General features: G+C 53.4%; 27 protein-coding genes and 1 tRNA gene. 12 read left to right on the forward strand and 16 right to left on the reverse strand.

Annotated features, from left to right (window positions below; translation table 11 throughout):
- Positions 1 to 328 precede the first annotated feature (328 nt).
- From accB to aat, 3 genes are read left to right on the forward strand one after another with little or no spacing between them, the layout of a single operon-like run.
- Positions 329 to 811: an acetyl-CoA carboxylase biotin carboxyl carrier protein gene (gene accB, locus AB9F29_RS17515; RefSeq protein WP_039002528.1), complete on the forward strand. Its 483-nt coding sequence runs from the start codon at positions 329 to 331 to the stop codon at positions 809 to 811.
- A gap of 10 nt (positions 812 to 821) precedes the next feature.
- Positions 822 to 2,168, forward strand: a complete 1,347-nt coding sequence (accC, locus tag AB9F29_RS17520; RefSeq protein ID WP_039002529.1) for an acetyl-CoA carboxylase biotin carboxylase subunit — start codon at positions 822 to 824, stop codon at positions 2,166 to 2,168.
- A 54-nt stretch (positions 2,169 to 2,222) separates the two neighbouring features.
- Positions 2,223 to 2,873, forward strand: coding sequence for a leucyl/phenylalanyl-tRNA--protein transferase (gene aat / locus AB9F29_RS17525; RefSeq protein ID WP_369756584.1), 651 nt, complete (start codon positions 2,223 to 2,225; stop codon positions 2,871 to 2,873).
- Here aat and AB9F29_RS17530 read toward each other — a convergent pair.
- The 5 genes from AB9F29_RS17530 to AB9F29_RS17550 all read right to left on the reverse strand — a co-directional run bounded on the left by AB9F29_RS17530 (position 2,801) and on the right by AB9F29_RS17550 (position 6,357).
- A complete protein-coding gene (locus AB9F29_RS17530) occupies positions 2,801 to 3,322 on the reverse strand; it encodes a DUF2155 domain-containing protein (RefSeq protein ID WP_369756585.1) in 522 nt (173 codons plus the stop codon). The two genes, aat and AB9F29_RS17530, sit on opposite strands and share 73 nt — an antisense overlap.
- Entirely contained in the window at positions 3,319 to 3,768 is a 450-nt protein-coding gene (gene mlaD, locus AB9F29_RS17535; RefSeq protein ID WP_369756586.1) for an outer membrane lipid asymmetry maintenance protein MlaD, read from the reverse strand. The genes AB9F29_RS17530 and mlaD overlap by 4 nt, the downstream gene beginning before the upstream one ends.
- Before the next feature lie 2 nt (positions 3,769 to 3,770).
- Positions 3,771 to 4,145, reverse strand: coding sequence for an NADH:ubiquinone oxidoreductase subunit NDUFA12 (locus AB9F29_RS17540; RefSeq protein ID WP_369756587.1), 375 nt, complete (start codon positions 4,143 to 4,145; stop codon positions 3,771 to 3,773).
- Between the two features lie 166 nt (positions 4,146 to 4,311).
- Complete coding sequence (gene clpX, locus AB9F29_RS17545; RefSeq protein ID WP_039002609.1) at positions 4,312 to 5,577, reverse strand: ATP-dependent Clp protease ATP-binding subunit ClpX; 1,266 nt, start codon at positions 5,575 to 5,577, stop codon at positions 4,312 to 4,314.
- 159 nt (positions 5,578 to 5,736) lie between these two features.
- A complete protein-coding gene (locus AB9F29_RS17550; RefSeq protein ID WP_039002536.1) occupies positions 5,737 to 6,357 on the reverse strand; it encodes an ATP-dependent Clp protease proteolytic subunit in 621 nt (206 codons plus the stop codon).
- A 234-nt stretch (positions 6,358 to 6,591) separates the two neighbouring features.
- Here AB9F29_RS17550 and AB9F29_RS17555 point away from each other — a divergent pair, with 234 nt between their 5' ends.
- The 3 genes from AB9F29_RS17555 to hisH all read left to right on the forward strand — a co-directional run bounded on the left by AB9F29_RS17555 (position 6,592) and on the right by hisH (position 8,460).
- A complete protein-coding gene (locus tag AB9F29_RS17555) occupies positions 6,592 to 7,137 on the forward strand; it encodes a pseudouridine synthase (RefSeq protein ID WP_369756588.1) in 546 nt (181 codons plus the stop codon).
- A 96-nt stretch (positions 7,138 to 7,233) separates the two neighbouring features.
- Complete coding sequence (gene hisB / locus AB9F29_RS17560) at positions 7,234 to 7,821, forward strand: imidazoleglycerol-phosphate dehydratase HisB (protein WP_335585757.1); 588 nt, start codon at positions 7,234 to 7,236, stop codon at positions 7,819 to 7,821.
- The gene (hisH, locus tag AB9F29_RS17565; protein ID WP_369756589.1) at positions 7,822 to 8,460 is read left to right on the forward strand and encodes an imidazole glycerol phosphate synthase subunit HisH; all 639 of its coding nucleotides are present in this window, start codon (positions 7,822 to 7,824) and stop codon (positions 8,458 to 8,460) included. It begins immediately after the preceding gene.
- 45 nt (positions 8,461 to 8,505) lie between these two features.
- On the opposite strand, the gene AB9F29_RS17570 is transcribed toward hisH, so the two are convergent.
- On the reverse strand, positions 8,506 to 8,889 hold the full coding sequence (locus AB9F29_RS17570; protein ID WP_039002541.1) for a DUF2147 domain-containing protein: 384 nt from the start codon (positions 8,887 to 8,889) through the stop codon (positions 8,506 to 8,508).
- Positions 8,890 to 9,039: 150 nt separating this feature from the next.
- On the opposite strand from AB9F29_RS17570, the gene hisA reads away from it, so the two are divergent.
- From hisA to AB9F29_RS17585, 3 genes are all read left to right on the forward strand, one after another.
- A complete protein-coding gene (gene hisA, locus AB9F29_RS17575; RefSeq protein WP_335585759.1) occupies positions 9,040 to 9,771 on the forward strand; it encodes a 1-(5-phosphoribosyl)-5-[(5-phosphoribosylamino)methylideneamino]imidazole-4-carboxamide isomerase in 732 nt (243 codons plus the stop codon).
- Between the two features lie 66 nt (positions 9,772 to 9,837).
- Positions 9,838 to 10,602, forward strand: coding sequence for an imidazole glycerol phosphate synthase subunit HisF (gene hisF, locus AB9F29_RS17580; protein WP_039002543.1), 765 nt, complete (start codon positions 9,838 to 9,840; stop codon positions 10,600 to 10,602).
- The gene (locus tag AB9F29_RS17585) at positions 10,599 to 10,907 is read left to right on the forward strand and encodes a phosphoribosyl-ATP diphosphatase (RefSeq protein WP_369756590.1); all 309 of its coding nucleotides are present in this window, start codon (positions 10,599 to 10,601) and stop codon (positions 10,905 to 10,907) included. The genes hisF and AB9F29_RS17585 overlap by 4 nt, the downstream gene beginning before the upstream one ends.
- Here AB9F29_RS17585 and AB9F29_RS17590 read toward each other — a convergent pair.
- The 3 genes from AB9F29_RS17590 to rlmB form a co-directional block, all read right to left on the reverse strand.
- Positions 10,904 to 11,329: a CoA-binding protein gene (locus AB9F29_RS17590; protein ID WP_369756591.1), complete on the reverse strand. Its 426-nt coding sequence runs from the start codon at positions 11,327 to 11,329 to the stop codon at positions 10,904 to 10,906. The two genes, AB9F29_RS17585 and AB9F29_RS17590, sit on opposite strands and share 4 nt — an antisense overlap.
- Positions 11,330 to 11,506: 177 nt before the next feature.
- Entirely contained in the window at positions 11,507 to 11,962 is a 456-nt protein-coding gene (locus tag AB9F29_RS17595; protein WP_335585762.1) for a YHS domain-containing (seleno)protein, read from the reverse strand.
- 96 nt (positions 11,963 to 12,058) lie between these two features.
- Positions 12,059 to 12,838 (reverse strand): 23S rRNA (guanosine(2251)-2'-O)-methyltransferase RlmB, encoded by a 780-nt coding sequence (rlmB, locus tag AB9F29_RS17600; RefSeq protein ID WP_335585763.1) that lies wholly within the window; start codon positions 12,836 to 12,838, stop codon positions 12,059 to 12,061.
- 112 nt (positions 12,839 to 12,950) lie between these two features.
- On the opposite strand from rlmB, the gene AB9F29_RS17605 reads away from it, so the two are divergent.
- Positions 12,951 to 13,034, forward strand: a tRNA-Tyr gene (locus AB9F29_RS17605).
- 169 nt (positions 13,035 to 13,203) lie between these two features.
- On the opposite strand, the gene AB9F29_RS17610 is transcribed toward AB9F29_RS17605, so the two are convergent.
- From AB9F29_RS17610 to AB9F29_RS17620, 3 genes are all read right to left on the reverse strand, one after another.
- On the reverse strand, positions 13,204 to 14,160 hold the full coding sequence (locus AB9F29_RS17610) for a substrate-binding domain-containing protein (RefSeq protein WP_335585764.1): 957 nt from the start codon (positions 14,158 to 14,160) through the stop codon (positions 13,204 to 13,206).
- Positions 14,161 to 14,248: 88 nt separating this feature from the next.
- Positions 14,249 to 15,268 carry an ABC transporter permease gene (locus AB9F29_RS17615; protein WP_335585765.1) on the reverse strand — a complete coding sequence of 340 codons (1,020 nt, stop codon included), beginning with the start codon at positions 15,266 to 15,268 and terminating at the stop codon, positions 14,249 to 14,251.
- Entirely contained in the window at positions 15,261 to 16,787 is a 1,527-nt protein-coding gene (locus tag AB9F29_RS17620; protein WP_369756592.1) for a sugar ABC transporter ATP-binding protein, read from the reverse strand. Before AB9F29_RS17620 ends, AB9F29_RS17615 begins: the two co-directional genes overlap by 8 nt.
- 212 nt (positions 16,788 to 16,999) lie before the next feature.
- Between AB9F29_RS17620 and AB9F29_RS17625 the strand changes: the two genes are divergently transcribed.
- Together AB9F29_RS17625 and AB9F29_RS17630 are read left to right on the forward strand one after the other, a co-directional pair.
- The gene (locus AB9F29_RS17625) at positions 17,000 to 18,037 is read left to right on the forward strand and encodes a LacI family DNA-binding transcriptional regulator (protein ID WP_369756593.1); all 1,038 of its coding nucleotides are present in this window, start codon (positions 17,000 to 17,002) and stop codon (positions 18,035 to 18,037) included.
- Positions 18,038 to 18,094: 57 nt separating this feature from the next.
- Entirely contained in the window at positions 18,095 to 18,862 is a 768-nt protein-coding gene (locus tag AB9F29_RS17630; protein WP_369756594.1) for a TerC family protein, read from the forward strand.
- Here the strand turns inward: AB9F29_RS17630 and AB9F29_RS17635 are convergent.
- The 4 genes from AB9F29_RS17635 to argE all read right to left on the reverse strand — a co-directional run bounded on the left by AB9F29_RS17635 (position 18,856) and on the right by argE (position 26,247).
- The gene (locus AB9F29_RS17635; protein ID WP_369756595.1) at positions 18,856 to 22,305 is read right to left on the reverse strand and encodes a translocation/assembly module TamB domain-containing protein; all 3,450 of its coding nucleotides are present in this window, start codon (positions 22,303 to 22,305) and stop codon (positions 18,856 to 18,858) included. The two genes, AB9F29_RS17630 and AB9F29_RS17635, sit on opposite strands and share 7 nt — an antisense overlap.
- Positions 22,302 to 24,149, reverse strand: coding sequence for an autotransporter assembly complex family protein (locus tag AB9F29_RS17640; RefSeq protein WP_369756596.1), 1,848 nt, complete (start codon positions 24,147 to 24,149; stop codon positions 22,302 to 22,304). Before AB9F29_RS17640 ends, AB9F29_RS17635 begins: the two co-directional genes overlap by 4 nt.
- A gap of 231 nt (positions 24,150 to 24,380) precedes the next feature.
- On the reverse strand, positions 24,381 to 25,085 hold the full coding sequence (locus AB9F29_RS17645) for a GntR family transcriptional regulator (protein WP_369756597.1): 705 nt from the start codon (positions 25,083 to 25,085) through the stop codon (positions 24,381 to 24,383).
- Complete coding sequence (gene argE, locus AB9F29_RS17650) at positions 25,078 to 26,247, reverse strand: acetylornithine deacetylase (protein ID WP_369756598.1); 1,170 nt, start codon at positions 26,245 to 26,247, stop codon at positions 25,078 to 25,080. The genes AB9F29_RS17645 and argE overlap by 8 nt, the downstream gene beginning before the upstream one ends.
- Between the last annotated feature and the right edge of the window lies 1 nt (position 26,248).

The following is a 26,248-nucleotide window of genomic DNA, read 5'->3' on the forward strand; positions in this document are numbered from 1 at the left end:
TTATTGACTAAATGGTCAAAAAATAAAATGCCGCTCTTAAAATGATTATAAATCAAGCAAACTTCCAGTATAAATGCGGCAGAATCTCGTGGCATCACGGTGCCAAGAGCAGAGTTTGGGTCCATTCACCCCATAGAATTCTTCTAACAACCCTGAAATTCTGCCTCCGCTACAACTTCTGTAACAAAATCTTGAGTTTTCGCTCTCGTAAGGTCAAGAATTGTTGTAGGAATGCTTTTCTATCACTTGGCAACTGGCTATAAGCGTCTAAAACACAATTTGGCATGTTGCTGCCAAAGAAGCGGTAACGGAAAACATCGAGGACGGCATGACAAAAAATCACGATTCAGATGTGGCATTCATTAAGGCCCTTGCAGAACTTCTAAATGAAAACGATCTCACCGAGCTGCATGTCAAACGCGAGTATGGCGACGACGATTGCTTGAATGTTCGTGTTAGCAAACAAACCAATGTTGTTGCCGCCGTTGCAGCCGCCCCCGTTGCAGCCCCTGCTGCGGCTGTGGCTTCTGCACCCGCATCCGCTCCTGCGGTCGTCAGTGAAGATCCGTCTGACCATCCCGGCGCGGTGCCTTCACCCGTTGTTGGAACCGCTTATATGGCGGCCGAACCCGGTGCAGCTAATTTCGTAAGTGTGGGTAGCAAAGTTACCGAAGGCGACACATTAATGATCATCGAAGCGATGAAAACAATGAACCATATTCCTTCCCCTGCGTCCGGCACGGTTAAGCGGATTTTGATCACCGACGGCGACGCCGTTGAGTATGGCCAACCATTGATGATCATCGAATAAGGCGCGCCCTATGTTTGAAAAAATTCTAATCGCCAACCGTGGAGAAATCGCGCTACGCGTGATCCGCGCTTGTCGCGAGATGGGGATCAAATCGGTCGCCGTCCATTCCACTGCGGACTCAGACGCCATGCATGTGCGCATGGCCGACGAAGCAATCTGTATTGGCCCCCCTTCCAGCACCGACAGCTATCTCAATGTGGCAGCCATCATTGCGGCCTGTGAAATCACAGGCGCCCAAGCGATCCACCCTGGCTATGGCTTCCTCTCTGAGAACGCGGCATTCGTGCAGGCCCTCGAAGACCATGACATCGCGTTCATCGGCCCGACGTCGGAACACATTCGCACGATGGGCGATAAAATCACCGCCAAAGAGACCATGCTAAAACTTGGCGTGCCTTGCGTTCCTGGCTCAATCGGGGGCGTCCCTGACTACGAGACCGCGCAAAAAGTTGCAAACGAAGTTGGTTACCCGGTGATCATCAAGGCAACAGCGGGCGGTGGTGGCCGTGGCATGAAACTTGCCAAATCCGCAGCCGACCTCGAAGTTGCCTTCCGCACAGCCCGTTCTGAAGGCAAGTCGGTGTTTGGCAACGACGAAGTCTATATCGAAAAATATCTCGGCACGCCGCGTCACATCGAAATCCAAGTCTTTGGCGACGGCAAAGGCAAAGCGGTGCATTTAGGCGAGCGGGATTGTTCGCTCCAACGTCGCCATCAGAAAGTTTTTGAGGAAGCCCCCGGCCCGAGCATCACCCAAGAGTTGCGGGACAGAATCGGTAAGGTCTGTGCGGACGCCTGTGCGCGGATCAATTACGTTGGCGCGGGTACAATCGAATTTCTCTACGAAAATGGGGAGTTCTATTTCATCGAAATGAACACGCGCCTTCAAGTAGAGCATCCGGTCACCGAAGCCATTTTTGGCATTGATCTGGTGCGTGAGCAAATTCGGGTAGCATCTGGCCTTGAAATGTCCTTTGGCCAAGATGACCTTGTCATCAACGGTCACGCGATTGAGGTACGGATTAACGCCGAACGCCTGCCGAATTTCGCCCCGTGCCCTGGGCGTATCACGCAGTTCCACGCGCCGGGTGGCTTGGGTGTCCGTATGGATAGCGCACTTTATGACGGCTACACGATCCCCCCTTATTACGACAGTTTGATTGGAAAATTGATCGTCCACGGGCGTGATCGCCCCGAAGCGCTCGCACGTCTGCAGCGGGCCTTAGGCGAGCTGATCGTCGATGGCGTCGCAACCACCTTGCCGCTGTTTGACATGCTCCTCGCGGAGGAAGACATCCAAACGGGGAATTACGACATCCACTGGCTTGAACGCTGGCTCGAAGCAAACCTATCTTGAGAATCACACGCCTGCCCTTATTCGGGTGGGCGTTTTCATATGCTGAGACTGGGAATGTCTGACCCTTTAACGCCAGAAATATTGCTCAACGGCTACGCGTCTGGCGTATTCCCGATGGCTGAAAGCCGCGAAAACCCTGATATATTTTGGGTTGACCCACACCGCCGTGGCGTTATTCCGCTCGACGGGTTTCACATTTCACGCAGTTTGGCGCGTACCTTGCGAACCTCGTCGTTCGACATTCGAATCAACAGCGCTTTTTCTGGAACGGTTGCGGCATGCGCGGATCGAGCGGAGACATGGATCAATGCCGAAATTTTTGATCTCTACCAAGAACTGCATCGATTGGGTTTTGCGCATTCAATCGAAGTTTGGGACACCCACACCCTTGTCGGCGGGGTTTACGGCGTCACATTGGGGGGGGTATTTTTTGGGGAAAGCATGTTCTCACACCGCCGTGACACCTCAAAAATCGCTCTGGCCTATCTGGTAGACAGGCTTTGTCGGTGCGGCTTCACCCTGTTTGACACACAATTTGTCACGCCCCATCTGCTCTCGCTCGGAGCACAGGAAATTCCAAGAGAAACCTATCGGAAACGCTTATTTTCTGCGCTCGGAGTCGATGCGAATTTCTACTCAGCAGGAGCGATTTCGTCGCCTGAGGACGTTTTGCAATGCAACACCCAGACGTCATACCGCGAGTGATCCAACGCATTGAGCGCAGGAGCGGACCCAATCATCCAGCCCTCAAAAACGATTTCACCCTGCAGGCGATCTTCAATAGTCAGATAGGCGAATGCATCACCAGAGGGATTGTCCTGCGGGTAACGACACTCTTTTAAAGTGACGAGCAATGGACCGACCATAAAGCTTTCGCCTGTCGCAAGCTCAAAGTCCTGAAGCTCGGTACTCACCCGATCTAAACCGCGCAGAACAGCACCCGTACCTTGAGACACCTGCTCGACGGATTCAGTCTCAACGCTTTCTAGAAAAGGATCGCCGTTGGAATTAAGAACGTCTAGACTGCGGTTCTCAGTCGTGATGCCAATGATCCCCAACTCTTCGTCAAAGGACGGCAAGGGCTCTTCAATAATGGTCTGAGCAAACGCCGGCATTGCGCAAAAAGCCAAAACTGCACACAGAGAGCGGTTCATTCCGCGCCGCTCCCGGAGACAAATTTCATCAACAACGATATGAGGCTGACCGCCCCTTGTGTATCTTCAATTTCGGCACCTGCTTCGAAGTTTGAAAGCGATCCGCCGGGACTGACTTCAACGAAATTACCGCCCAACAAACCCTCTGAGGCAATAGTTATGGCACTATCATCCGGTAGTTGGATGCCATCGAAGAGCGTTATTTCAGTGTCCGCGAAAAATGTCCGCGTGTTCAAAGCCATTTTGGTGACGGATCCGATTTTCACACCGGCAAGACGCACGTCTGAGCCAACGGTAATACCTTCTGCGGAACGAAAGCTTGCAGACAATTCATAGCCAGCGCGGCTACTTCCAAATCCAGTTGCTTGTCCCGCAAAGATCAGAAACCCTGTAGCAACAACCAAAACGGCACTGCCCACTATGATTTGAGCTGGAGAATCGCTCATTGTTATTCTGGCTGCCAAGCTTCGTAATCTGCGCGACTCGCAGGTGAAGCTTGCCGCAGCGACCCTGTCGGCGCATATGCCGCGAGCGTGCCCGTTGTGTTCTTTTGGTGCGGTTTCTCCCAAACCTTATGAGCCAAAGGCGCATCGGTCGGCGTGTCGTTCCATGTGAAATGCAGCCAACCATGCCAATCTGGCGAAACTTTGCTCGCGTCGATATCACCGTTAAAGATGACCCACCGTTTGGAGCCATCCTTGTTTTTGTAAAATAAATTACCAGCGGCATCTTCGCCAACTTTGGTCCCTTTGCGCCACGTAAATACACGTGTCCCCAAAGTTTCTCTGTTCCACCATGTGATCAAGCTGAGAATAAAGCGCATAGGAGTCTCCGAAAATCGTTGGGGTAGATATGCCGCAACTCGCGCCTGAGGTCTAGTCCATACGCGCGAAGGTAAGGCAATTTGCCGCTGAAGCCAATTTATCAGGTATCTAGCGGTTAAATAGTTCTGGGAAAGAGATACTCCTCTTCCCAGAACTCGAGTTTCATTAGCCCGCGCTTACGGGCTCAGCTTTTTCATCACCATGGACCAAAAGAGGCGACGCGTCGCTTAAGACAGCTTCTTCGTTTACAACCACTTCCGTTACGCTGCCCATATCTGGGAGTTCGTACATTGTATCCAGAAGGATTTCTTCAAGAATGGACCGAAGCCCCCGCGCACCCGTTTTGCGTTTGATGGCGCGACCGGCGATAGCTTTGAGGGCGTCGTCGGTGAACTTCAATTCCGCGTTTTCAAGTTCAAACAACAGCTGATATTGTTTGACCAGCGCATTTTTAGGCTTGGTCAAAATCGTCACCAGCGCATCCGCGTCAAGATCCTCAAGAGTTGCAATCACAGGCAGGCGCCCGACAAACTCAGGGATTAAACCGAACTTTAAAAGGTCTTCTGGCTCCAACTCTTGGAAAATCTCCCCAACACCCCGATTGTCGTTATTGCGGACATCGGCACCGAATCCCATCGCGCTACCTTTACCACGGGCAGCAATGATCTTGTCGAGGCCGGCAAACGCGCCGCCACAGATGAACAGAATATTAGTGGTATCGACCTGCAAAAATTCTTGCTGTGGGTGCTTACGCCCCCCTTGTGGAGGCACGGAAGCAACCGTCCCTTCCATAATTTTCAGAAGCGCCTGTTGCACACCCTCGCCCGACACATCGCGAGTGATCGACGGATTGTCAGATTTGCGTGTAATTTTATCGACTTCGTCAATATAGACGATGCCACGTTGCGCGCGTTCAACATTGTATTCGCTGGCCTGAAGCAATTTAAGGATGATGTTCTCGACATCTTCCCCGACATAGCCTGCTTCGGTCAAAGTTGTGGCGTCCGCCATGGTGAACGGAACGTCCAAAATGCGCGCAAGTGTTTGCGCGAGCAAGGTTTTCCCGCAACCCGTTGGGCCAACCAACATAATGTTGGACTTTGCAAGTTCGATGTCGCCTGTACCACCGGAGTGGTTCAAACGTTTATAATGGTTATGCACAGCAACTGCGAGCACACGCTTTGCGTGCGCCTGGCCAATAACATAATCATCAAGAACTTCACAAATATCACTCGGTGTCGGAACGCCATCCGTGGCTTTCAGACCGCTAGACTTGGTCTCTTCGCGGATGATGTCCATGCAAAGTTCAACACATTCATCGCAAATAAAGACCGTTGGTCCTGCAATAAGTTTACGAACCTCATGCTGACTCTTTCCACAGAAAGAACAGTAAAGTGTGTTTTTGCTGTCGCCAGTCGTCGTTTTTGCCATGGTGATCCTTTGTTTGATCTCTGGTGGCCGCATTGCGCCCAGTCAAACCGTAATAAACGTTGTTTAGGCTGCCTTAGGCCCTAGCTTAGGACAGCCAATTTTCTTGTACAACGGCAAAATCATTGTGCCGTTAACGCATCGGTAGAAACCAACGCGCCCTTATGCGTCGCTTTTTTCGCGATTCTCAACGATCTCATCAATGAGACCCCAGTCTCTAGCTTCTTCTGCAGACATGAAATTATCACGCTCAAGCCCGTCGACGACGGTCTTCATATCTTGACCTGTATGTTTGACATAAATGCCATTCAAGCGGTCCTTGAGTTTTTGTGTTTCCTGAGCATGGATAAGAATATCCGTCGCCTGCCCTTGGTATCCGCCCGAAGGTTGGTGCACCATGATACGACTGTTGGGCAGAGAATAACGCATGCCTTTGGTGCCCGCTGCAAGCAAAAGTGACCCCATAGAAGCCGCTTGCCCAATGCACAAAGTGCTCACTTTAGGTTTGATGTATTGCATCGTGTCATAAATCGACAGTCCGGATGTCACTACGCCGCCGGGGCTGTTGATATACATCGAGATTTCTTTCTCGGGGTTTTCGGCCTCAAGGTGCAAAAGCTGGGCCACAACAAGCTGACTCATTCCGTCATGAACGGGACCATTTACGAAAATGATCCGCTCTTTGAGCAAGCGGGAGAAAATGTCATAGGCGCGCTCGCCGCGACTCGTTTGCTCGACCACCATGGGCACGAGGTTCATATACGTCTCAACTGGGTCGTTCATATTTGCCTGCCTACTCTTTGCGTCTTCACGTCAACGCGGATCCACTTAGCTTAGAAGTAGTAATAGTCCCAACAGGGACCTGCAAGGGCTGCCCTGTCACTTTACCGCGCGAAGGTTGTAATTGCCCTGATAAAGGGGAAATCTTATCAAAATGGTAATATTCGATAAAATGTGAAGGAAATCTTATACTTTCCCACCTGTTGCCCCCCTCGCTTTGCTCTGGCATTTAGGGGCATGACTCTGATCCTTTTCAACAAACCCTTTGATGTGCTTTCGCAATTTACGGACGCGGGCTCGCAAGGCAGTACGCGCCAAACCCTTTCTGATTTCATCAAAGTTCCAAAAGTTTATGCTGCGGGACGCCTTGATCGCGACAGCGAAGGCCTGTTGCTTTTGACGGACGACGGCAAATTGCAAAACAAGATTGCCAGCCCGAAATTCAAGATGGAAAAAACCTATTGGGTGCAAGTAGAAGGCACCCCGAGCGACGCCGATATCGAAAACCTGCGCCGTGGTGTCGCCCTCAAAGATGGCCCGACCAAACCCGCCAAAGTGGAGCGGATGACCGAACCCACAGGCCTTTGGCCCCGAATCCCCCCTGTTCGATTCCGCAAAACGGTGCCCGATTGTTGGCTTTCGATCACGATTTCAGAGGGCCGCAATCGCCAAGTCCGTCGCATGACGGCCCATATCGGATCCCCCACATTGCGCCTGATCCGCTACAGAATCGGCGATTGGTCCATCGAAGGGCTCGAAAATGGCCAATGGCGTGAGGCCTAGAACACATATTCAGAGGGCTTTCGTTCACCGTTAAGTGCGCTCTTTATCTGGTCGCCCTGCACGCCTATAAGATGGAAAAAACTTAGGAGACCTGACATGCGGACCGCAAAAATTACGCGCAAGACTGCAGAAACCGATATTTCGGTCGAAATCAATCTCGACGGGACCGGTCTGTACGACAACAAAACGGGTGTGGGCTTCTTTGATCATATGCTGGATCAACTTGGGCGGCACGCGCTCATCGATCTGACCGTCCGCGCCAGCGGCGATTTGCACATCGACGACCACCACACCGTCGAGGACGTGGGAATCGCGATTGGTCAGGCCTTGAGCCAAGCGCTTGGCGATAAACGAGGGATTCGGCGCTATGGGTCTTTCCTGTTGGCAATGGATGACTCGCAAATCCGCACTGCGCTGGACCTCTCCGCACGGCCCTATTTCATTTGGAACGTCGACATGCCAACGCCAAAAATTGGCACCTTCGACACCGAATTGGTCCGCGAGTTTTTCCAAGCCCTCAGCACCCACGGCGGCATCACCCTGCATGTCGACAAATTGCACGGGTTCAACAGCCACCACATTGCTGAAGCGACCTTCAAATCGGTGGCCCGCGCATTGCGTGAAGCGGTTGAAATCGATCCGCGCAAAGCGGATGCGATTCCGTCGACAAAGGGTGCGTTGTAAATGCTCACGGCAATCATCGACTACGACAGTGGCAACCTGCACTCGGCCGAAAAAGCGTTCCAACGCATGGCGGCCGAGACCAATTCGGGTGACGTCATCGTCACTTCCGACCCCGCCGATGTCTTGCGGGCGGATCGCGTTGTCTTGCCCGGAGATGGCGCTTTTCCCGCCTGCAAAGCCGAGCTTTTTGACCACACGGGATTGTTTGAAGCCTTAGAGGAAGTCGTCGTTGCACGGGGCCGCCCCTTCATGGGGATTTGCATCGGGATGCAGATGCTTTCGACAACAGGCCATGAGTATACAGACACCGCTGGATTTGATTGGATCGGCGGCGATGTCGTCAAAGTCGACCCTTCGGACCCCACGCTAAAAGTCCCGCATATGGGGTGGAACGACCTCGTTTTGGACCATCCCCACGCAGTGCTGGAGGGGATTTCCACGGGTGATCACGCCTATTTCGTCCACTCCTTCCATTTCCGCGTCAAAAACCCAGCCCACCGTTTGGCGCATGTGGATTATGCCGAGGAAATCACCGCGATTGTCGGACGTGACAATCTGATCGGGATGCAATTTCATCCAGAAAAATCGCAACAAACCGGCCTGCGGATGATTGCCAACTTCCTGAAATGGAAACCCTAAAAGATTAAAAGCCCCGCCAATCGGCAGGGCTTTCTCACATGGCGCTTAGTTCACGCGCGACCACGTTTGTTTCTTACAGATAGGGCCGACACAGCCCGAAACCTTGAGCGTATTGCCGTTCAAAGCCATTTTGGACTTATACACTTTGTCTTTGGAGGGTTGCCAAATTTTGCCGCCCGCATAGGCCCCCTCGCCCTTCACGCTCATATCCCAAACCAACTGCTTGCCGATGTTCGGCGATTTGGTTTCCCCCGAAGAATCAAAGGTGCGCGCAATCACGCCGCAAATTTTGTCGCCACAGGGCGCAACGGCGATATGGGCATAGGCCCCATCATCAACTTCGGTTTTCCATGTGCCGTCAATCGGATCTGCAAATCCTGCGCCGACAGATAAAACAAGCGCTGCCGCGGCTGTAAGTAGTGTTTTCATTCAGTATCCTCCCGTTTCAAAGCAAACCTGCGCCAGAATTCTCGCTTCGATCAACCATGACGTTGGGTCGCATTTTTCGCGCCATAGCTTTTGCTTTCCCACAAAAACCATGTCAAAAGGCGCTAACTTAGCTCAAAACAGGCCAGCTTCATGATCCTCTATCCCGCCATCGACCTCAAAGACGGCAACGCCGTGCGCCTGTTCAAGGGCGATATGGACCAAACCACCGTTTTCAACGAAAACCCAGCGGCCCAAGCGCTGGAGTTTGTTGAGGCAGGTTGTGAATGGCTCCACCTCGTTGATCTCAACGGAGCATTTGCGGGCGAGCCTGTAAATGCCGCCCCCGTTGAGGCGATTCTGAAACAATGCCGCGTCCCTGCCCAATTGGGCGGAGGTATCCGCGACATGGCAACCATCGCGCGCTGGATCGACAAAGGCCTCGCCCGCGTCATCCTTGGAACCGTCGCCGTTGAAAACCCCGACCTCGTGCGCGAAGCCGCCCGCGAGTTCCCCGGAAAAGTCGCCGTTGGAATTGACGCGCGCAATGGCCGTGTCGCGACCAAAGGCTGGGCGACGGAAACCGACGTGATGGTCACAGACCTCGCCAAATCCTTTGAGGATGCGGGCGTTTCGGCGATCATTTACACCGATATCAACCGCGATGGCGCCATGAAGGGTCCCAACGTCGAAGCCACAGCCGCCCTCGCCCGCGCGGTGACCATTCCCGTTATCGCCTCAGGCGGCGTCAGCTCCTTGGCCGACCTGCGGGCGCTTCGCGATTGCGGAGCCAACCTCAATGGCGCGATTTCCGGTCGTGCGCTCTATGATGGCGCGATCGACTTGGCCCAAGCGCTCAAAGTGCTAAAAGGCGAAACCGCTTAACGCCCCCTAGTCGGGAAGCGGTGTTTCCCCTATGACAAAGAAATCCTTCACCACGGAGCCGCCGCCATGCTCAAGACCCGCATCATCCCTTGCCTAGATGTCGCCGAAGGGCGTGTCGTGAAGGGCGTGAACTTCGTCGATTTGATCGACGCGGGCGACCCCGTGGAAAGCGCAAAAGCCTATGACGCTGCGGGGGCCGACGAGTTGTGTTTTCTCGACATCAAAGCCACCCACGAAAATCGCGGTACCATGTATGATTTGGCGCGGCGCACGGCGGAACATTGTTTCATGCCGCTTACAATTGGTGGCGGTGTGCGTACCCGTGATGATGTCCGCAAATTGCTGTTGTCTGGCGCGGATAAAGTGAGCTTCAATTCCGCCGCCGTTGCCAATCCCGACGTGATCGCCGACGCGGCAAACCATTTCGGAAGCCAGTGCATCGTGGTCGCCATCGACGCGAAAACCGTGTCCCCTGGCAAGTGGGAAATCTTTACCCACGGTGGCCGCAAAGCGACCGGTATTGACGCGGTTGAATTTGCGAAAAACGTTGTTTCCAAGGGCGCTGGGGAAATCCTGCTCACCTCGATGGATCGTGACGGAACCCGTGCAGGCTTCAACTTGCCCCTTACCCGCGCGATTTCGGATGCGGTTTCTGTACCGGTGATTGCCTCAGGTGGTGTCGGCACGTTGGATCACCTCGTCGAAGGTGTGACACTGGGCGGAGCCTCCGCAGTACTTGCCGCGTCGATCTTCCACTTTGGGGACTACACCATTCGCGAGGCCAAGGAATACATGGCCGCGAATGGTATCAATGTGAGGCTAGACAGATGAGTGAAATCGCAAAACTTGCCCAGACAATTTCCGAGCGTGCCAGCGCCGACCCAACCGGCAGCTGGACCGCGAAACTCCTCGCTAAAGGCCCCGAAAAATGCGCCGAGAAATTTGGTGAGGAAGCCGTTGAGGCGATCATTGCTGCGGTAAAAAACGACAAAGACGAACTCGTCAAAGAGAGCGCCGACGTGCTTTTTCACTTGCTGGTTATGTTGCAGTCGCGCGGCGTATCCCTTGCGCAGGTCGAAGCCGAATTGGCCCGCCGCGCAGGAACGTCAGGGATTTCCGAAAAGGCATCGCGTTAACCAAACAGGCGCGGATACTCGATTTTCGGACAGCGGTTTTGAATGACTGTAACGCCCCGCGCCTCTGCAAGTTCCGCCGCTTGCGCATTCTCTATCCCCAACTGCATCCAAATCACCTTGAGATTCGGAAAGCGCGCAAGGGCTTCCTCCACAACGGGCAACACATCTTCGCTTCTGCGGAAAATATCGATCATATCGACTTGGATATCGGCCTCAATTGCCGTCAAACTGGTGCGGACGGGTTCGCCCAACAGCGTCTGCCCCACATAGACGGGATTAACAGGAATGATGCGAAACCCCTTATCCTTCAGGAACTCAGAGACGTAATAACTCGCTCGTTCCGGTTTTTTCGACATGCCAACACAGGCAATGACCCTCGTGTCGGTAAAGATTTCGCGCAGCGTTTGATCTGTATGTTTCATCCCTAAAACCTTTCGAACCGTCCCATTTCACACAAGAAAAAACGCCCGAACTGGGGAAAGCTCGGACGCTAGTGTGGAACGAGGGACAGTATTTGCGAGGGTGTTCCAAACCCTACTCTTTAAAAAATGGGTACTGAGTTCAAAATGTTAAGGGTTTCTCAAGAAAACGTGATCACACTACATCAATGCTGAAGGCCAGAACCCATTGGCAAGAGCGATATTGCCCGGCATATCTTCCTGCCAAACACTTCGAACCGTTGTGTTGTAGTTTAGGTACAAGCGGTCTTTGTGTATCGTCCATGCATCGGGTTCCGTGGTTGCCACAGCCCCTTTGGACATCGCATAGGCGCAATAGCCCCCGTATTTGGGAGCATAGGCACGCGGGTTCCCCATAAAGATCTCAGCGTTGTGCATCGACGAAAACACCCACATCGCGCCTTCCCATTTCACCGCATATTTCATCATCCCCTGCACGGGTTTGCTTTCAGTAAAATAGGCAACGGGATCATAGCCATTGATGGCCACCCCGTGGGTATTGAACACGTAGTCATTGCCCGCAAAAGCGGGTGGCGCAACGAGAGTCGCAAGCGGGGCAGCGCCCGCCATTGCGAGGAAATGGCGACGAGAGAACATGAGAATCCTTTCTGTTGCTCTAAATTTGGCAACAAATGGCAAAGAACCCAAGACCCCTAACGCAACCGTGACAGCCCGCGAGAAAGACGTCAGCGCCTATTTCGGGCGAACAGCATAGAGCGCGACCGCAGCAGCATTGGAAACATTCAACGACCCGAAGTCGGCCGCATAGGGAATTTTCGCTAACTTATCAACGGTTTCCTTGGTTTTTTCCCGCAAGCCAGGCCCCTCGGCCCCAAAGACCAAAGCGATGGGACGGTCCGTCATACCGACAACCGCGTCCTCAATAGACTCCTCGGCATCGCCATCCAAACCGACAACCAAATAGCCCATTTGTTGCAGTTTTTCGATGGCATCCGCGAGATTGCGAATCCGCAGATACGGCTGACGCTCTAGCGAGCCGGAAGCGGTCTTTGCCAATGCACCCGTTTCCGGAGCCGAGTGGCGTTCTGGTGCAATCACGGCCCGCGCCCCAAACACTTCCGCAGAGCGCAGAATCGCCCCAACGTTATGTGGGTCCGTCACGCGGTCCAACAGGATCACACGTGGCACCTGACCGTCCGCAGCAAGGCAGACTTCCTCAATCGGCCCCCAATCGAGCGGCTTAACTTCCAATGCGGCGCCTTGGTGAACTGACTGGGGATCAAGCGGGGCGGAAAATTTGCGTGTGGGCACGATTTCCGGCTCCATGCCGCTGGCCAAGATGTCACTCTCTAAACGATCATACGCGTTTTGGGTGACCATCAATCGCAGCCGTTCCCGATTGGGGTTGCGCAAAGCGTCGCGCACGGCGTGAATCCCAAACATCCAAACGCGAGAGGCCCGTGCCAAGCGTTTGTCCTGCTCTTTTTCAATCACCCATTTAGGTTTATCCATGGTCCACCGCCTTTAGTTTATTGCGCCGCGGACAATGCGCAGAGCCTAGGTGTAGATGCAAGGTATTTTCCTGTTGACGCCCCAATCTAGGGCTAGTATCTCACCCCTTGTTGGGCGATAGGCCGCAAGGTGTGGCAGGGGACTGTAACTCCCTCGAGGCGACTCACGCCTGGTTCGATTCCAGGATCGCCCACCATTTCAACGCTTTGCGTTGTAAAAATTGGCTTCGGAAATGTTCACGCATTTTCGAGGCCATTTTTTTTGCCCTGCGGTTTTCCAAGCGTTCACAACCAGCCCGAATCAAAAAAGGGAGCCCCGAAAGGCTCCCCCGTATTCCCGTCTTCACTGTCTGATCTTGGGAGAATCTAGAAAGGAGAGTCGGGGAAATAGAAGCTTGCTGCGTTCTCGGGCGTGATCAAAGTCGCACCCAGAATATAACGACCAGAAACCGGACCGTTGGACTTGAAGGCGGCAACGGTTACATCCATCGCCGTGGCGATCATCGCTGGTGGATACAGGACGTCAACTGGTATCAATGTTTCACCATCCATGATCGATTTGATGGTTTCTTTCATGCCAGCACCGCCAACAACGAACATGCCGTCACCGTCGCGGCCAGCCTGTTTCAGAGCCGCAACAACACCAATGGCGATGTCATCATCTTGCGCCCAAACCGCATCGATATCGGGGAACCGGCTGAGGAAGTCTTGCATCACTTCAAAACCGTCATCGCGATTCCAGTTGGCATGTTTGTGGTCGAGGATATTCACGCCGGAGCCTTCCATTTCGGCCATGAACGCATCGAACCGCTCATTGTCGATGATGGTTGGAATCCCGCGTAGAACAACGATGTTATCGCCTTCTTTCAAACGCGTTTTCATGTATTGCGCCGACACGCGACCCAATTCAGGATTGTTGCCCGCAACATAAATGTCTTCGATTCCGGGCAAGCTCAGGCCACGATCCACAACCGTGATCAGGGCGCCAGTTTTTTTGACGTTCAAAACTGGATCCGTCAGTGGCTCGGACTCAAACGGCAGGACCACAAGTGCGTCGATTTGGTGAACCGAGACAAGATCCTCAATCGCGGAAGCCTGAGCGCCGGGATCTGGCGAGTTCACAAGGATAAGGTCTACGTCTGGATACAGAGCTTCGAGACGCGCTTCGGCTTGTTCTGCGTGCCAGTTCATCCCAGCCGCCCAAGCATGGGTTGGCGTTGGGTATGAGACCCCAATTTTAATTTGGTCCTGCGCGATTGCGGCGCTGGCAAGGGCCATGGCCCCCGTAACTGCGGCGACGAATAGTGATGTTTTCAGTTTCATAATCTTCCTCCCTAAGTTTCAATCTTAGCCGCCCTTTTTAGGTCCGGCCCCTTCTTTTGTGCGCCTCTCCTTGACGCACATTTCAACGCTAGGATTTTGGCTTGGATTTTTTGCCCCAGTCCGCGCGCTGCAACCAAACGGCGATAATAATAATCAGACCTTGCATTGTGCCGTTCAGATAATTCGAAATCATATCCGTAAAGTTCAGGATATTGCCAATGGTTGTCAGGATCAGCGCCCCCAAAATCGTGCCGCCAATCCGCCCGTAGCCGCCCTTGAGGACCGTGCCGCCGATGATCACCGCAGCAATCGCCTCCAACTCCCAAAGGACACCCGTCGTTGAGGAGGCCGAGCCAAGACGCGGGACATAGATAATGGTTGCCATTGCCACGCAAAGCCCTTGGATCACATAGGTCCATGTTTTGATGCGGTCGACTTTAATCGCCGAATACCGCGCCACGCTTTCGGAGGAGCCAATTGCCGTGCAATAGCGGCCAAAGGCGGTTCGGTTAAGCAAAACCCAGCCCGCGATCGACACAAAAATGAACACCCAAACCGGTACGGGCAGCCCAAAGAACGCCTCATAATAAACTGGGCGATAGGTTTCACGGATGCCATAATCCAACGACAAGGTGCCGCCGTCTGCGAAATAGGTCACAAGCGAGCGGAAAATCCCCATAGTCCCGAGGGTGACAATAAAGGCTTCGATTTTTCCTTTAGTGGTCAGAAATCCGTTTGCCCAGCCAGCGCCAACGCCCAAAATTACACTCACACCGCAGCCCAAAAGAACCGTCGCGACACCTGTGCCCATGATTTCAACTGCGCTGTTCATCACGATGATCATCACGCCGGCGATAACCGCAGCCATGGACCCAACCGAAAGGTCAATTCCACCAGCCGTAATAACGAATGTGGCGCCAATCGCGATGATGCCGATAAACGCGGACCTCGTGAGGAGATTGGTGATATTACCTTCACTCAAGAACGCTGAATTCAGTGAAAATCCAACGATACAGAGCAATATCAACGCGATCGCTGGCCCAAGTGTTTTAAAATCGACTGACGAAAGCCAGCTTTTTGTTTCTGTGGTTGTGGCTGAATCAGACATCCCGCACCTCTTCCTTCAGACCAGCGGCATAGCGCACGATCTCTGTTTCATTAATGGCGTCGCCCGTCACAGACCCCATGATACGCCCGTCGCGCATCACAAAAACTCGGTGGCAAATGCCGATAATTTCCGGCATCTCTGATGAAATCACGACCACAGACATTCCTTCGGCCGCGAGGGCCGCGATGAAATGATAAATCTGCTGCTTGGTGCCTACATCGATACCGCGCGTGGGTTCGTCGATGATAACAACACGCGGAGTACACTCCATAACCTTGGCGAGGAGAAGTTTCTGTTGGTTGCCGCCGGACAAATCGCCAGCTTTGACATTGGGGTCACGCGCGCGAATATCAAAGCGGCGCACGCCGCGCGCCAGTGCCTTCTCTTCGGCCCCTTTGTCCAACATGAAATTCTTCACAAATTTTGGCAGCGCAAGCAAGGTCATGTTCTTTTGCATCCCCTGCTCCATGAGCAAGCCTTTGGATTTACGATCTTTCGTGAGGTAAACTACGCCTGCATCGCGGGCTTGGGCCACAGACGAAAACCGCACTTCGGCGCCGTCGATTTTGATCGTGCCACTTTCGATTTCCGAGAGGCCACAAATCGACTCAAAAACTTCCGAGCGCCCTGACCCAATCAGCCCCGAGAAGCCCAAAACTTCGCCAGCTCGCAAATCAAAACTGATGCCACGCACATTCTTTGTCGTTAAATTAGAAACTTCCAAAACGCGCGGCGCGTCCACATCAGCTTCTTGAATTGGCGGATAAAGATCGGACAATTCGCGCCCAACCATCATCTGTGCCATCGCATCCAGTGTGAATTCATCTGCTGGCTTAGTTGCGATCCATTGTCCATCGCGCAAGATTGTAATGCGATCCGAGATTTCTTTCACTTCTTGCAATTTGTGCGACACAAACATAATCGCCGTGCCACGCTTCTTTAACTTCGCGACTTGTTCAAAGAAAACACTGGTTTCCGCTTCAGTCAAAACCGCTGTTGGTTCATCCATAATTAATACGCGCGCATTGCGGCTAGTGGCTTTGACGATCTCAACCATTTGCTTTTGAGCAATGGAAAGACTCGAAATTCGCGCCTTGGGAGAGATGTCTAAGCCAACGTCGGAAAACATCTTTTGAACCTGTGCAGTCATCTCCCGACGGTTCAAAACCCCGTTACGCACGATCTCGCGACCTAAGAAAATATTTTCTTCAACGGTCATTTGTTCGGCCAAGTTTAGCTCTTGGTGAATAAGAACAATCCCAAGGTCTTCTGCTTGCCCGTTGGGTGGCAAGTTAACCTCTTCGCCGTCAACACGCAGAGTGCCCGAGGTTGCGGGGATAAAACCAGACATCACTTTCATAAGCGTGGATTTCCCCGCGCCGTTTTCCCCAATCAACGCATGAACCTCCCCTGCGCGCAGATCAAAGCTGATACTAAACAGAACAGGTATCGCACCAAAAGACTTGCTTACCCGCTCTGCGGACAGCACTGGCGTATCATGGAAACCTCCATCGGCCATGTCTTCTCCTCCCCCTAGAACAAGTCGCCTCCCGCGCTTTGTTCCCAATTATGAAAACCTTTTCAAGAATAATGTAAACCTTTTCATAAACTCCTGTAAACCTTTTCATTGCTCTTTTGTGCCGTCCCGTTTTAAACTCCTCAAACTTGCTGCAACCATTGGACTTTTAACATTATTTTGAAGTTCGAAATTTCAAAAAGGCCACACTGACTTTGGAACAACCCTCTCCAAGACCCGCCACAATCGAGGATGTCGCAAAACTTGCGGGTGTCTCGATTGCGACAGTGAGTCGAGCGATTCGGATGCCAGAAAAAGTGGCCGAAAGCACCCGCAAGAAGGTCACGGCGGCCATCGCAAGGACGGGCTACACGGCAAACGCTATGGCACAAAACCTGCGCATGCAGCGCTCGCAAATGGTGATGGTTCTAGCCCAGTCGATTGCCGACCCCAATTTTCCAGGCATCCTAACGGGCCTCGAAAAAGTCGCCAAGGCGCGGGGGTATGGCGTTTTGATCGGGAACACGGAGGGGGATGTTTTACTTGAGGAAAAGCATCTGCGCTTCCTTTCAACGGGTATGGCTGACGGCTTAATCCTTCTAACAGGCCACCTCCCTGTCGCAGGTTGGTTGCAACACCCAACAACCAAAATTCCGCCAATGGTGGCGGCCGCGCGTCCGATCAATCGCCCTGACATAAGCTATGTTGGCGTCAATGATGCTGCTGCCTCCAAAGTTGCGACCGACTACCTTATTTCCCTTGGTCATAAGAGAATTGTTTACGTCTCAGGCCCCCCCGGCGACGCCCTCTCGGAACATCGCCATCGGGGATATTGCGAGGCCCTCACGGAGGCTTTCAATCAAAGTTCTGTTTGGCGGGTTCAGGGCGATGGCACCACCGAGGGAGGCCGCAGCGCAATCGAACGCCTGTTTATCCGCGACACCCTCCCCACGGCCTTTTTCTGCTACAATGACAATACCGCAATCGGGGTGATCGCCGCGCTGCAATCTCGTGGTTTCAATGTCCCTGCCGATTTTTCGGTCGTAGGGTTCGACGACATCCCCTTCGCCAATAATATAACGCCTTCTCTCACAACAATCCGTCAGCCTCGCAGCCAAATTGGCGAGATCGCGATGACACATTTGTTGGACTTCCTCCCCACGCGCAGCATCCCCACAGAGACGTCCCTCCTCCACGGCGACCTAATTGTGCGTGGATCTTGTTCGGCACCACGCATGAAATCTTTGGACTAATCCCTCAAAAACCTTGTAAGTGTCGGCGAGTAACGTGACCAACATTTGAGGTTTTCCATGATCGACCTACTCCTTTCACCCCAAGCTTGGGCTGCTCTTTTGGCGCTTGTGACACTTGAGATCGTCCTTGGAATCGATAACCTCATCTTCATTTCAGTGGTCTCGAGCAAGCTTCCAGAGAAGCAACAGCGCCATGCCCAAAAGATCGGTATCTCCCTCGCGCTTATCCTGCGACTTGCGTTGCTTTCCGTTATTTCCGTGGTCGTTGGCCTCACCGCCCCTGTGTTTGACTTGGGAATTACAGGACCTCTCGACAGCCACGGAACCCCCGCGTTCGAAACCGCTTTTTCTTGGCGCGATATCATTCTTATTTCTGGCGGCGTCTTTCTTGTATGGAAAGCGACCACCGAAATTCAGCACAAAGTTCAACCCGACCCCGCCAATACGATGTTCAAATCCAAAGAGGTCGCGAGCTTTGCCTCCGTCGTCACCCAGATCATCATTCTGGATGCCGTTTTCTCAATCGACAGCATTTTGACAGCGATTGGGATGACCTCGGAATTGCCAATTATGGTGGTCGCGGTGGTCATCGCCGTGGGCGTCATGTTCCTCGCGGCGGGCCCCGTGTCGTCCTTCGTGAACTCCAACCCCACCGTGGTGATGTTGGCCCTCGCCTTCCTTCTGATGATCGGCATGGTCCTTATCGCGGATGGGTTCGGCCACCACCTGCCAAAAGGGTATATTTACGCCGCGATGGCCTTTGCGGCCTTCGTCGAAATGCTCAACCTATTGGCGCGAAAACGAAAACACGCGCATGCTCAGTAGTCGGTATTGAAAAAGATCCCAATGGAGGAATTCCCGTCATTGCCGGTTGTTCCTTTGGCCGTCAACTTCTTGGTTAAATCAAAGTTAAGCGAGATTTCCGTATCCCCTTGGGCACTGACTTCGACGTTGGAATAAACGTTCTCACTGAGATGTTTTCCCACGCTGACCGTCGCGACGCCGTCCGAATTTGAATCAAGCTCAAAATCATCAACGGGAAGATTTTCACGCAGACGTCCGATAACACCCGTGCCGCCACGCCCCGTCAAGGTCGCAACCGCAGAGGCAAGTTGGAGCGATTGGAACGCCGTCATTTCATCAAAAGGAACCCCAAAGAAGATCAGCGCAAGAACTTGGTCTTCGGGTGCTTCTGGCGAGGACTCAAAAGTGATTTCTGGCTCGGACAAGAATCCACCCACAACAATACTTGCTTCCCCGTCGGGAATGGTCGTCGTTGCGCGCAAATTCAGACGCGGGTCGAAGCTCCCTTCTAGGAGGATTTCACCATCCGTCAGGGCAAAGCGCCTCTCCAGAATGTTAATGCGCCCGCGTTGAAGCTCAAAGGCACCGACTGAAACAATATTGGCCGTGGTGCCCGTAAGCCTAATTTCCCCGCCAAGTTCCGCGTCGATCCCGCGCCCACGAATAAAGATTTGTCTTGGCGCAGAAATTGTCACATCCAGCGGATACACGGGCCCGCCCGAATTCCCAGAGGCTCCGGTTTTCTCGGTTTTTTTGTCGAGACCGGCCCGCTCAAGGGTAGCCCGAACGGCAGCGGAGGCTCCAATATGATCCATTTGTGGAATGCTGGTGACCGAGGCAATGCTGCCTGCGGGCACGGTAATTTCCGTGACGCCAATGTCGATCAATCCCGAGATAAGCGCCCCTCCAAGCAACGGTCCGTTTACCGCCACGTTCCCGTTTACCGACGTGGAATACAGGGCGGGGTCGGACAACTGAATCGCCTGAAGCGCCAGCGCCAAATTCGCCTCGTATCCACCAACCAACGACATCCCCCCCTGCACCGTCAAAGACCCACCTGAGGACACATTCGCCTTGGCATCAATGTTTACGCTGGAATTGTTGAGGGTGACTTGGGCGCCAAGGTCTTTGAGCGCAAGTTGGAAATTCGGTGCCACAACCTCGGAGTTCGAGATGGTAACCTGTCCCGAAACGGCATTCAGACTTGGAACGCCCTTTATCGCCAAATCAAATTGCGCGGTCCCCGACAGGGTACGCGGAGTGATAAAGGGGCCAGCAAGGCCAAGCGGTGCGCTTCCAGACACCTTCATATCCAAACTTTGGTCCTCCAAAACCAACCCTTCGGCCTTCGCGGAAATCCCCATCGAGCCATTCACATTCGTTGATACATGCCAATCCGCACCTTGTTTTTTGAGTGTCCCGTCGAGATCCACACTCCCAGGCAAAGCCGCAACAATTGCGCCAAGATCGTCTAAATGCGCCTGAATGGACATGTTCGCATTCGGGCCTGTGACAAGCCCAGAAACTTTGGCCGTGGTGCCCAGTGGCCCGGTCATTGACGTGTCCAGAACGACGCCGTCCGCGCTTAGATTGGCTGTCCCTTCAAGGGTCACGCCCCCTGGATATTGTGGCAAAATCAGTGCCAAGTCACGTAACTTGGCTTCGTAAACAAACGTGCCGTCATCTGCGTCGACGTCTGCATGCGCGTCCAGTGAAAGTTCCGGTGTTGTGATTTTAAAGGCGCGTAGGGTCGTGCCTTCGCTGTCGCGCGCGGCATCGAGATAGATATTTCCGACCCCGGCAATCAACGGGTCAGCTTGGGAAATCCCCACGGCCAAATCCTGCGTCTCTCCTTCGATTATGACGTCAAAAATACCTGAAAGAGCTTCGACACTGCCCGAAACAGACAGGTTTGCTCCCCCCGCGATCGGTTGTTTTGCGAGGGCCGCGAATTGCGAAAGATCATCTATAGTTAGCGCCGCTTTTAGGTCAGTGGGAAGCCCGTCCGATAGGCCGCCAATATCGAAATCGCCGCTAAAAGCCACGCCCTTGCCTTCAACAGAAACGTTATGAACAACCAAAGGCGTTTGCGGTTTGTATGCCACATAGGCGCGCCCTTTCAAGGTCGTCCCTAAGGCCTGTGACAACGCCGGATCCGCCAGAACAAGGCCTTCAGTCGCAAAGGTAACATTTGCGTTTACACCAGTGACTTTGTGTACTTTGCTTTCAAATTCTCCTGCCATCGACAGCCGGGCCGAGGCAAGTTCCACCTCATCTCGTACAAGATTAACGAGGCCCAAACTCCCCTGCCAACCCGATCCTTTGTGGGCGTCATAACTGAGGTTAAGATTCAAACTATCAACAAGTGTTTTCGACCCCGACAAAGGAAGAAGCACGGGCGTGCCGTCTTTGGTTTTCACGTTTCCCTTAATGTTTAGCAAGGTTGGCCACATTTCGGGAGAAAGGCGCGCGCCCCCTTTCAAATCAATAGTTTGCGCTTGGAGAGAGAAGTTCTCAAGATCCAACGCGCCGCTGGGTTCCCGTGCCCCTTCCAAGTTCAAGGACAGGTCTGGACCAAAAAACGAGCGATATTCGGGCGCAAAAAGCGCGGTGACATCACCGCCGAGCTTAAGCTTGAACCCTTGCGATTTTTGCGGTGTTGCCCCTTCGGATCCGACCACGCCAAAAGGGGTTTGAATGAGTTCAACACTGCCTTCGATGTTCTTTTCACCCGCACTCGCGAGGAAAAATTCGGCGGTAAAATCAGCAAGCGGACCGTGCCCCGTAATTGAGGCCTCCAGCGCGGGCGTGTCAGGAATTTTCAATAGTTGGGCAACAATTCCGCCCGCATCTTCGCTAAAATCAAACTCGACATCCAGCGCCTGCGTGTCCCGCGCATAGCCTCCGCTAAATGTAAATTCTCCGTCCGCGTCGTCAGTACGCTGCGCCGAAAATGTGGCCTGTCCCGAGCCCCCTTCCAAGCTTGCCGACGCGTCCAAAGACAGCTCAAGCGCCCTCCCAACAATGTCTTTTCCCAATTTGACTTCAGGCACACTTACGTTCTTAATGTCGATGGAGACAGGTAATTCCGGCAAGCTAAATTCAGTTGCCTCCGCTGCGGGGGCTTCGCTAGGAACGGCGATTGGTTTTCGAACGACTTCAATCCGATCTGCGGTCATTTCCCTGACGATCACCCGCCCCCTTAGAAGCGCGGCGCGTTCCCAATTCAAAGAAGCGCCCTCGACGATCAACCAGATGCCGTCGCTGTCGGCGATCGTTAATTTTTCCATCGTGGCGACTGAACTCAATGCGCCTTTAAAGCCGGTAATTCTGACGATCCGCCCTTCCCCACTCAGGCTGTCTTCGAGTTGTGTTTGCAGAAAGCCACCGCGTTCTTCTTCCTGCGCAAACACTGGAGTCGCGAGGCTAAAACACAAGGCGGCAATGGCGATGAGGGATTTCAAAACGCTTCTCCAATTCCGATGTAAAACTGAACACCACTCGCATCGAAACTGCCACCAACGGGTGCAGCCACGTCGAGTCTGATCGGGCCAATTCCCGTGTCATAGCGTGCGCCAATCCCTGCCCCAACTTGCCATTCGCCCGAACCATCGGGCGTGGAATTCGCACCGACATAGCCAATGTCGGTAAATCCTACCACGCCAAAACCGCTGTCAAACATCTGGCGCAATTCCGCCGACATCCCCGCAAAACTCCGCCCCCCCGTGACCGTTTCCCCGTTCACAACAACACCAAGCGATTGATACGGAAAGCCACGGACTGTGTCACTCCCGCCAGAATAGAACAGGAAGTTGGCGGGTGTATCCTCAATAGAGGTGCCCACGATTGAACCAAGCTGTCCGCGCAACGCTATGACTGTATTTTTCGATTCGCCGAAGCCAAAATACGTGCGCGCGTCAACATAAGCGCGCAAACCGGTGCGCGCGCCCTCTACGTCGACATAGGGCAAAAGGGTTGGGCGAATAAAATATCCGCTGGTGGGGCGCAGAGCATTGTCCCGATAGTCGATTGTTCCTTCAAACAACCCGGTCAGCAGCGTGTAAGTATCCTTGCCAAAGACGGTTTCTTCACGCGCATGGAGCAACCCCATTGAAAATTGGTATTGATATTCGTCGGTCACATAGCGCTGGATACCCACGCCGAGGATCGCTTGTTCAAGGTTGTATGTTTCTTCATCTATGGTCGCGAGACTGCCGAGGGCAAAAAAGTCTGTGTCGCGCGCAAAGGCTGCGGGCCGTTCGTAGCGGGCAGTAATGTTGAATTCCGAACGCCCTTCGGCGCCGCCATAAGAACTGCCAATGCCGCTGACTTCGCCCTCGAAACGCAACTTGTCCGCGGCGCCCGTCAAATTGCGATGCATCCAATAGGCCGTGACCGTTGCGCCTTCATCCGAAGAAATTTCGCCGCCAAATCCAAACCTTCGTGGGATTTGATCTTGAACCTCCACTTCGATAGGAAGCGCCCCGTCGGCATTAATCTGTTCACCCTCAGTCAAAACAACCGACCTAAACGCGTCCGTGCGCCGCAAACGCGTTTCCGCGTCTTTAAGATCTTCGGGCGAATAGATTTTCCCCTCTTCGATCCCCAAGATCGCGATCACCCGCTCTGGACGGACGTTTTCGCTACCTGAAACGGTGACTTTTCCGATCCGCGCGAGGCGACCCGTTGCCAATTCCACCTCGGCATTAAAGAGGTTGGAATTGTGGTTCACTGTGAATTTCTGTTTATTTGGCACAACTTTTGGGTAGCCTGAGTCTTTCCAGTCGGAAACCGCCCCTTGGACGCTGTTTTCCAAAACTCTGGTACTCGCGACTTGTCCCGTTGCAAACTCTGGCGGGAGTTTGGACGCAGGCGCAAGCGGGGCAATCTGGGCTTTTCCGAACTTAAATTCGCTCCCCGTTGTCACGGTGATCGTTGCTTGAGAGATACTTTGGGGCGGTGAAATCGTCGACAAACTACTAGCTTCGCGGCCATCCAGCTTGATGGAAACCGTCGAGCCAAAATAGCCCAACTCATAGAGAACCGCCAAAATCCGTTGATAATCAGCTTGTGCCGAGGCCAAAACGTCCAGTGTATCCACCTCATCGGAGGCCGCCAACGGCGTCAAAAGCGCTTGGGCTGCGACTTTATCCTGCAACTCTTTGGAGGCCGGTGTCAGCGACAAATCCAATTCGAGTGCCCCAACGGGGCCTAAACTGGCGCTCAAAACCAAACCACTTAAAAGGAGGCGAGGATGAAATTTTAGGGCCGAAGCGGGGCACCAGAGCAGGGAAGAGATTTTGGTCACAAAACAATCCAACTTGCGAAGGGGACATCGCACAAGCATTCTTCGCGCTATCACCGTAAAAACATGAAGCGACTTTAACACAGACTTAAAAGAAAAGAAGAGCACAATGCAGTTATCACCGACTGTACGGCAGAACGCGGCGCACACCTAAAAAAAGGAATGCAAAATCTGGCGTTCCCATGTTGGGACGCCTTAGCAACTCGCCTAAGGATATTTACTCCCGTCGGGTCTTCAAATGCCTGATTGGGCGCACGCATTTTGTCGTTGCAGACGTTTAAAACTCATCGAGACATGCGCCCGTTGTATGCGAGCAACGGCATCCAAATCCCCCGACAGTAGCGCCAGTTGAATGGCCTCCAACTCATGATGGAAAATTCGGAACTCTTCTTCCAAATCCAATTGTGCCTCAATCGCCGTCCTCAACCAAATCCGTTTGGTTTGGAAATAGAGCCGCTCAAGGGTTTGACGCAGCGGCGCATTTGAAGTGAGATCGAGTAGCGTTTGGAAAACGTCCATATCAAACTGGGTAAATTCCCGCGCGGTGCCAGACTTAATGATCTGCGCAGCCCGAAGTACCAGCCCATCAATCTTGACTAAAAAAGCATCACTTGGCGGTACCGGATCAAGGCGGCCCGTCAACTCCGTCAACTCGACTCGCAATCGATATACCTGTTCCAGCGCGTTGATATCGGCATCAGTAACTAGGGTGCCGACCCCGTGATGGGACAAAACCAGCCCCTCGTCCTCAAGCCGCGCCAGAACCCGTCGCAAAGGCGTACGGCTGGTGCCAAATTCTTCGGCCAGTGCCGCTTCCGAAAGCCGCATTCCGGGCGGGTAATCAAGCAGGCAAATGCGTTGGCGAATTTCTTGATGCATGGCGGCATGACGATCACGCACAGTTAAGGGTGCCTGTTCGTCTTCAAGCGGTTCACTCACTCTGCATCTCCAGCTCACCACCCAGTCGATCTAGCATGGCTAGGCCTGCTGATAGCTGATCCAACGAGAGATATTCATCCGCTTTATGCGCCTGTTCAATTGATCCTGGGCCGCAAACGACCACATCCGTACCCAGCGCCTGAAAAATTCCTGCTTCGGTTCCAAAGGCCACCACATCCGCATCATTGGCCCCCGTCAACTCCATCACGATCCGACGCGCTTCGTTTTCATCCGCAGGGATCAGTCCCGCTATCTCTCCAACTATCTCAAGATGGATGGAAGCCTCGCCATAAATGGCCTGCATTTTGGGCAGCAACTCCACGTCGCAAAACTGCTGTAACGCCGCTTTGACAAAATCGGCGTCGCCGCCCTGAACGGGTCGCATTTCCCAGTCCACCCGCGCCTTGGAAGCGATCACATTATGGGCTACCCCGCCGTTGAGCGCGCCAACATTCACCGTGGTCCAAGGTGGATCAAATCGGGTTTTCGCGGGGGCCATACCGCGCAACTTTTCTTTCAGGTCCAACAGACGGCTCACATATTGCACCGCGAATTCAACCGCATTAACCCCAAGATCGGGTGCCGAACCATGCCCTTCTAAACCATGAAAATGGGTGGAGTATTCATAGCAGCCTTTATGGCCCTCAATCACCCGCATTTCTGTCGGCTCGCCAATAATGGCCACCCGCGGCGTCAAACTGCGTGCTTGTAGGGTTTGCGCCAAATGCTGCGCGCCCAAACAGCCAACCTCCTCGTCATAGGTCAGCGCGAAATGCAGGGGACGCTCTCGCACTTGGCTAGCAAATTGCGGCGCCATCGCAAGCGTTGCTGCGATAAACCCCTTCATGTCACAGGTGCCACGGCCATAAAGGCGCGCGTCCCGCTCCACCATTTCAAACGGATCCGAACTCCAATCCTGATCGGCAACCGGCACCACATCACTATGCCCTGAAAGCAAAATGCCGCCATCTCTCTCTGGTCCCAAGGTGGCAAAGAGATTAGCTTTGGTCCCGCAGGGCGACGTTACAATATCTACACGCGCGCCGCAGTCCTCCAAAAGATTGGCGGCATAGGCAATTAACGCCTGATTACTGTCTGACGAGATCGTTGGAAAAGCGATCAGATCGCGCAAAATTTCGGTGGTGCGGGAAAGCCTATCCATC

The sequence above is a fragment of the Falsihalocynthiibacter sp. S25ZX9 genome (assembly GCF_041205405.1).
GTDB lineage: Bacteria > Pseudomonadota > Alphaproteobacteria > Rhodobacterales > Rhodobacteraceae > Falsihalocynthiibacter > Falsihalocynthiibacter arcticus.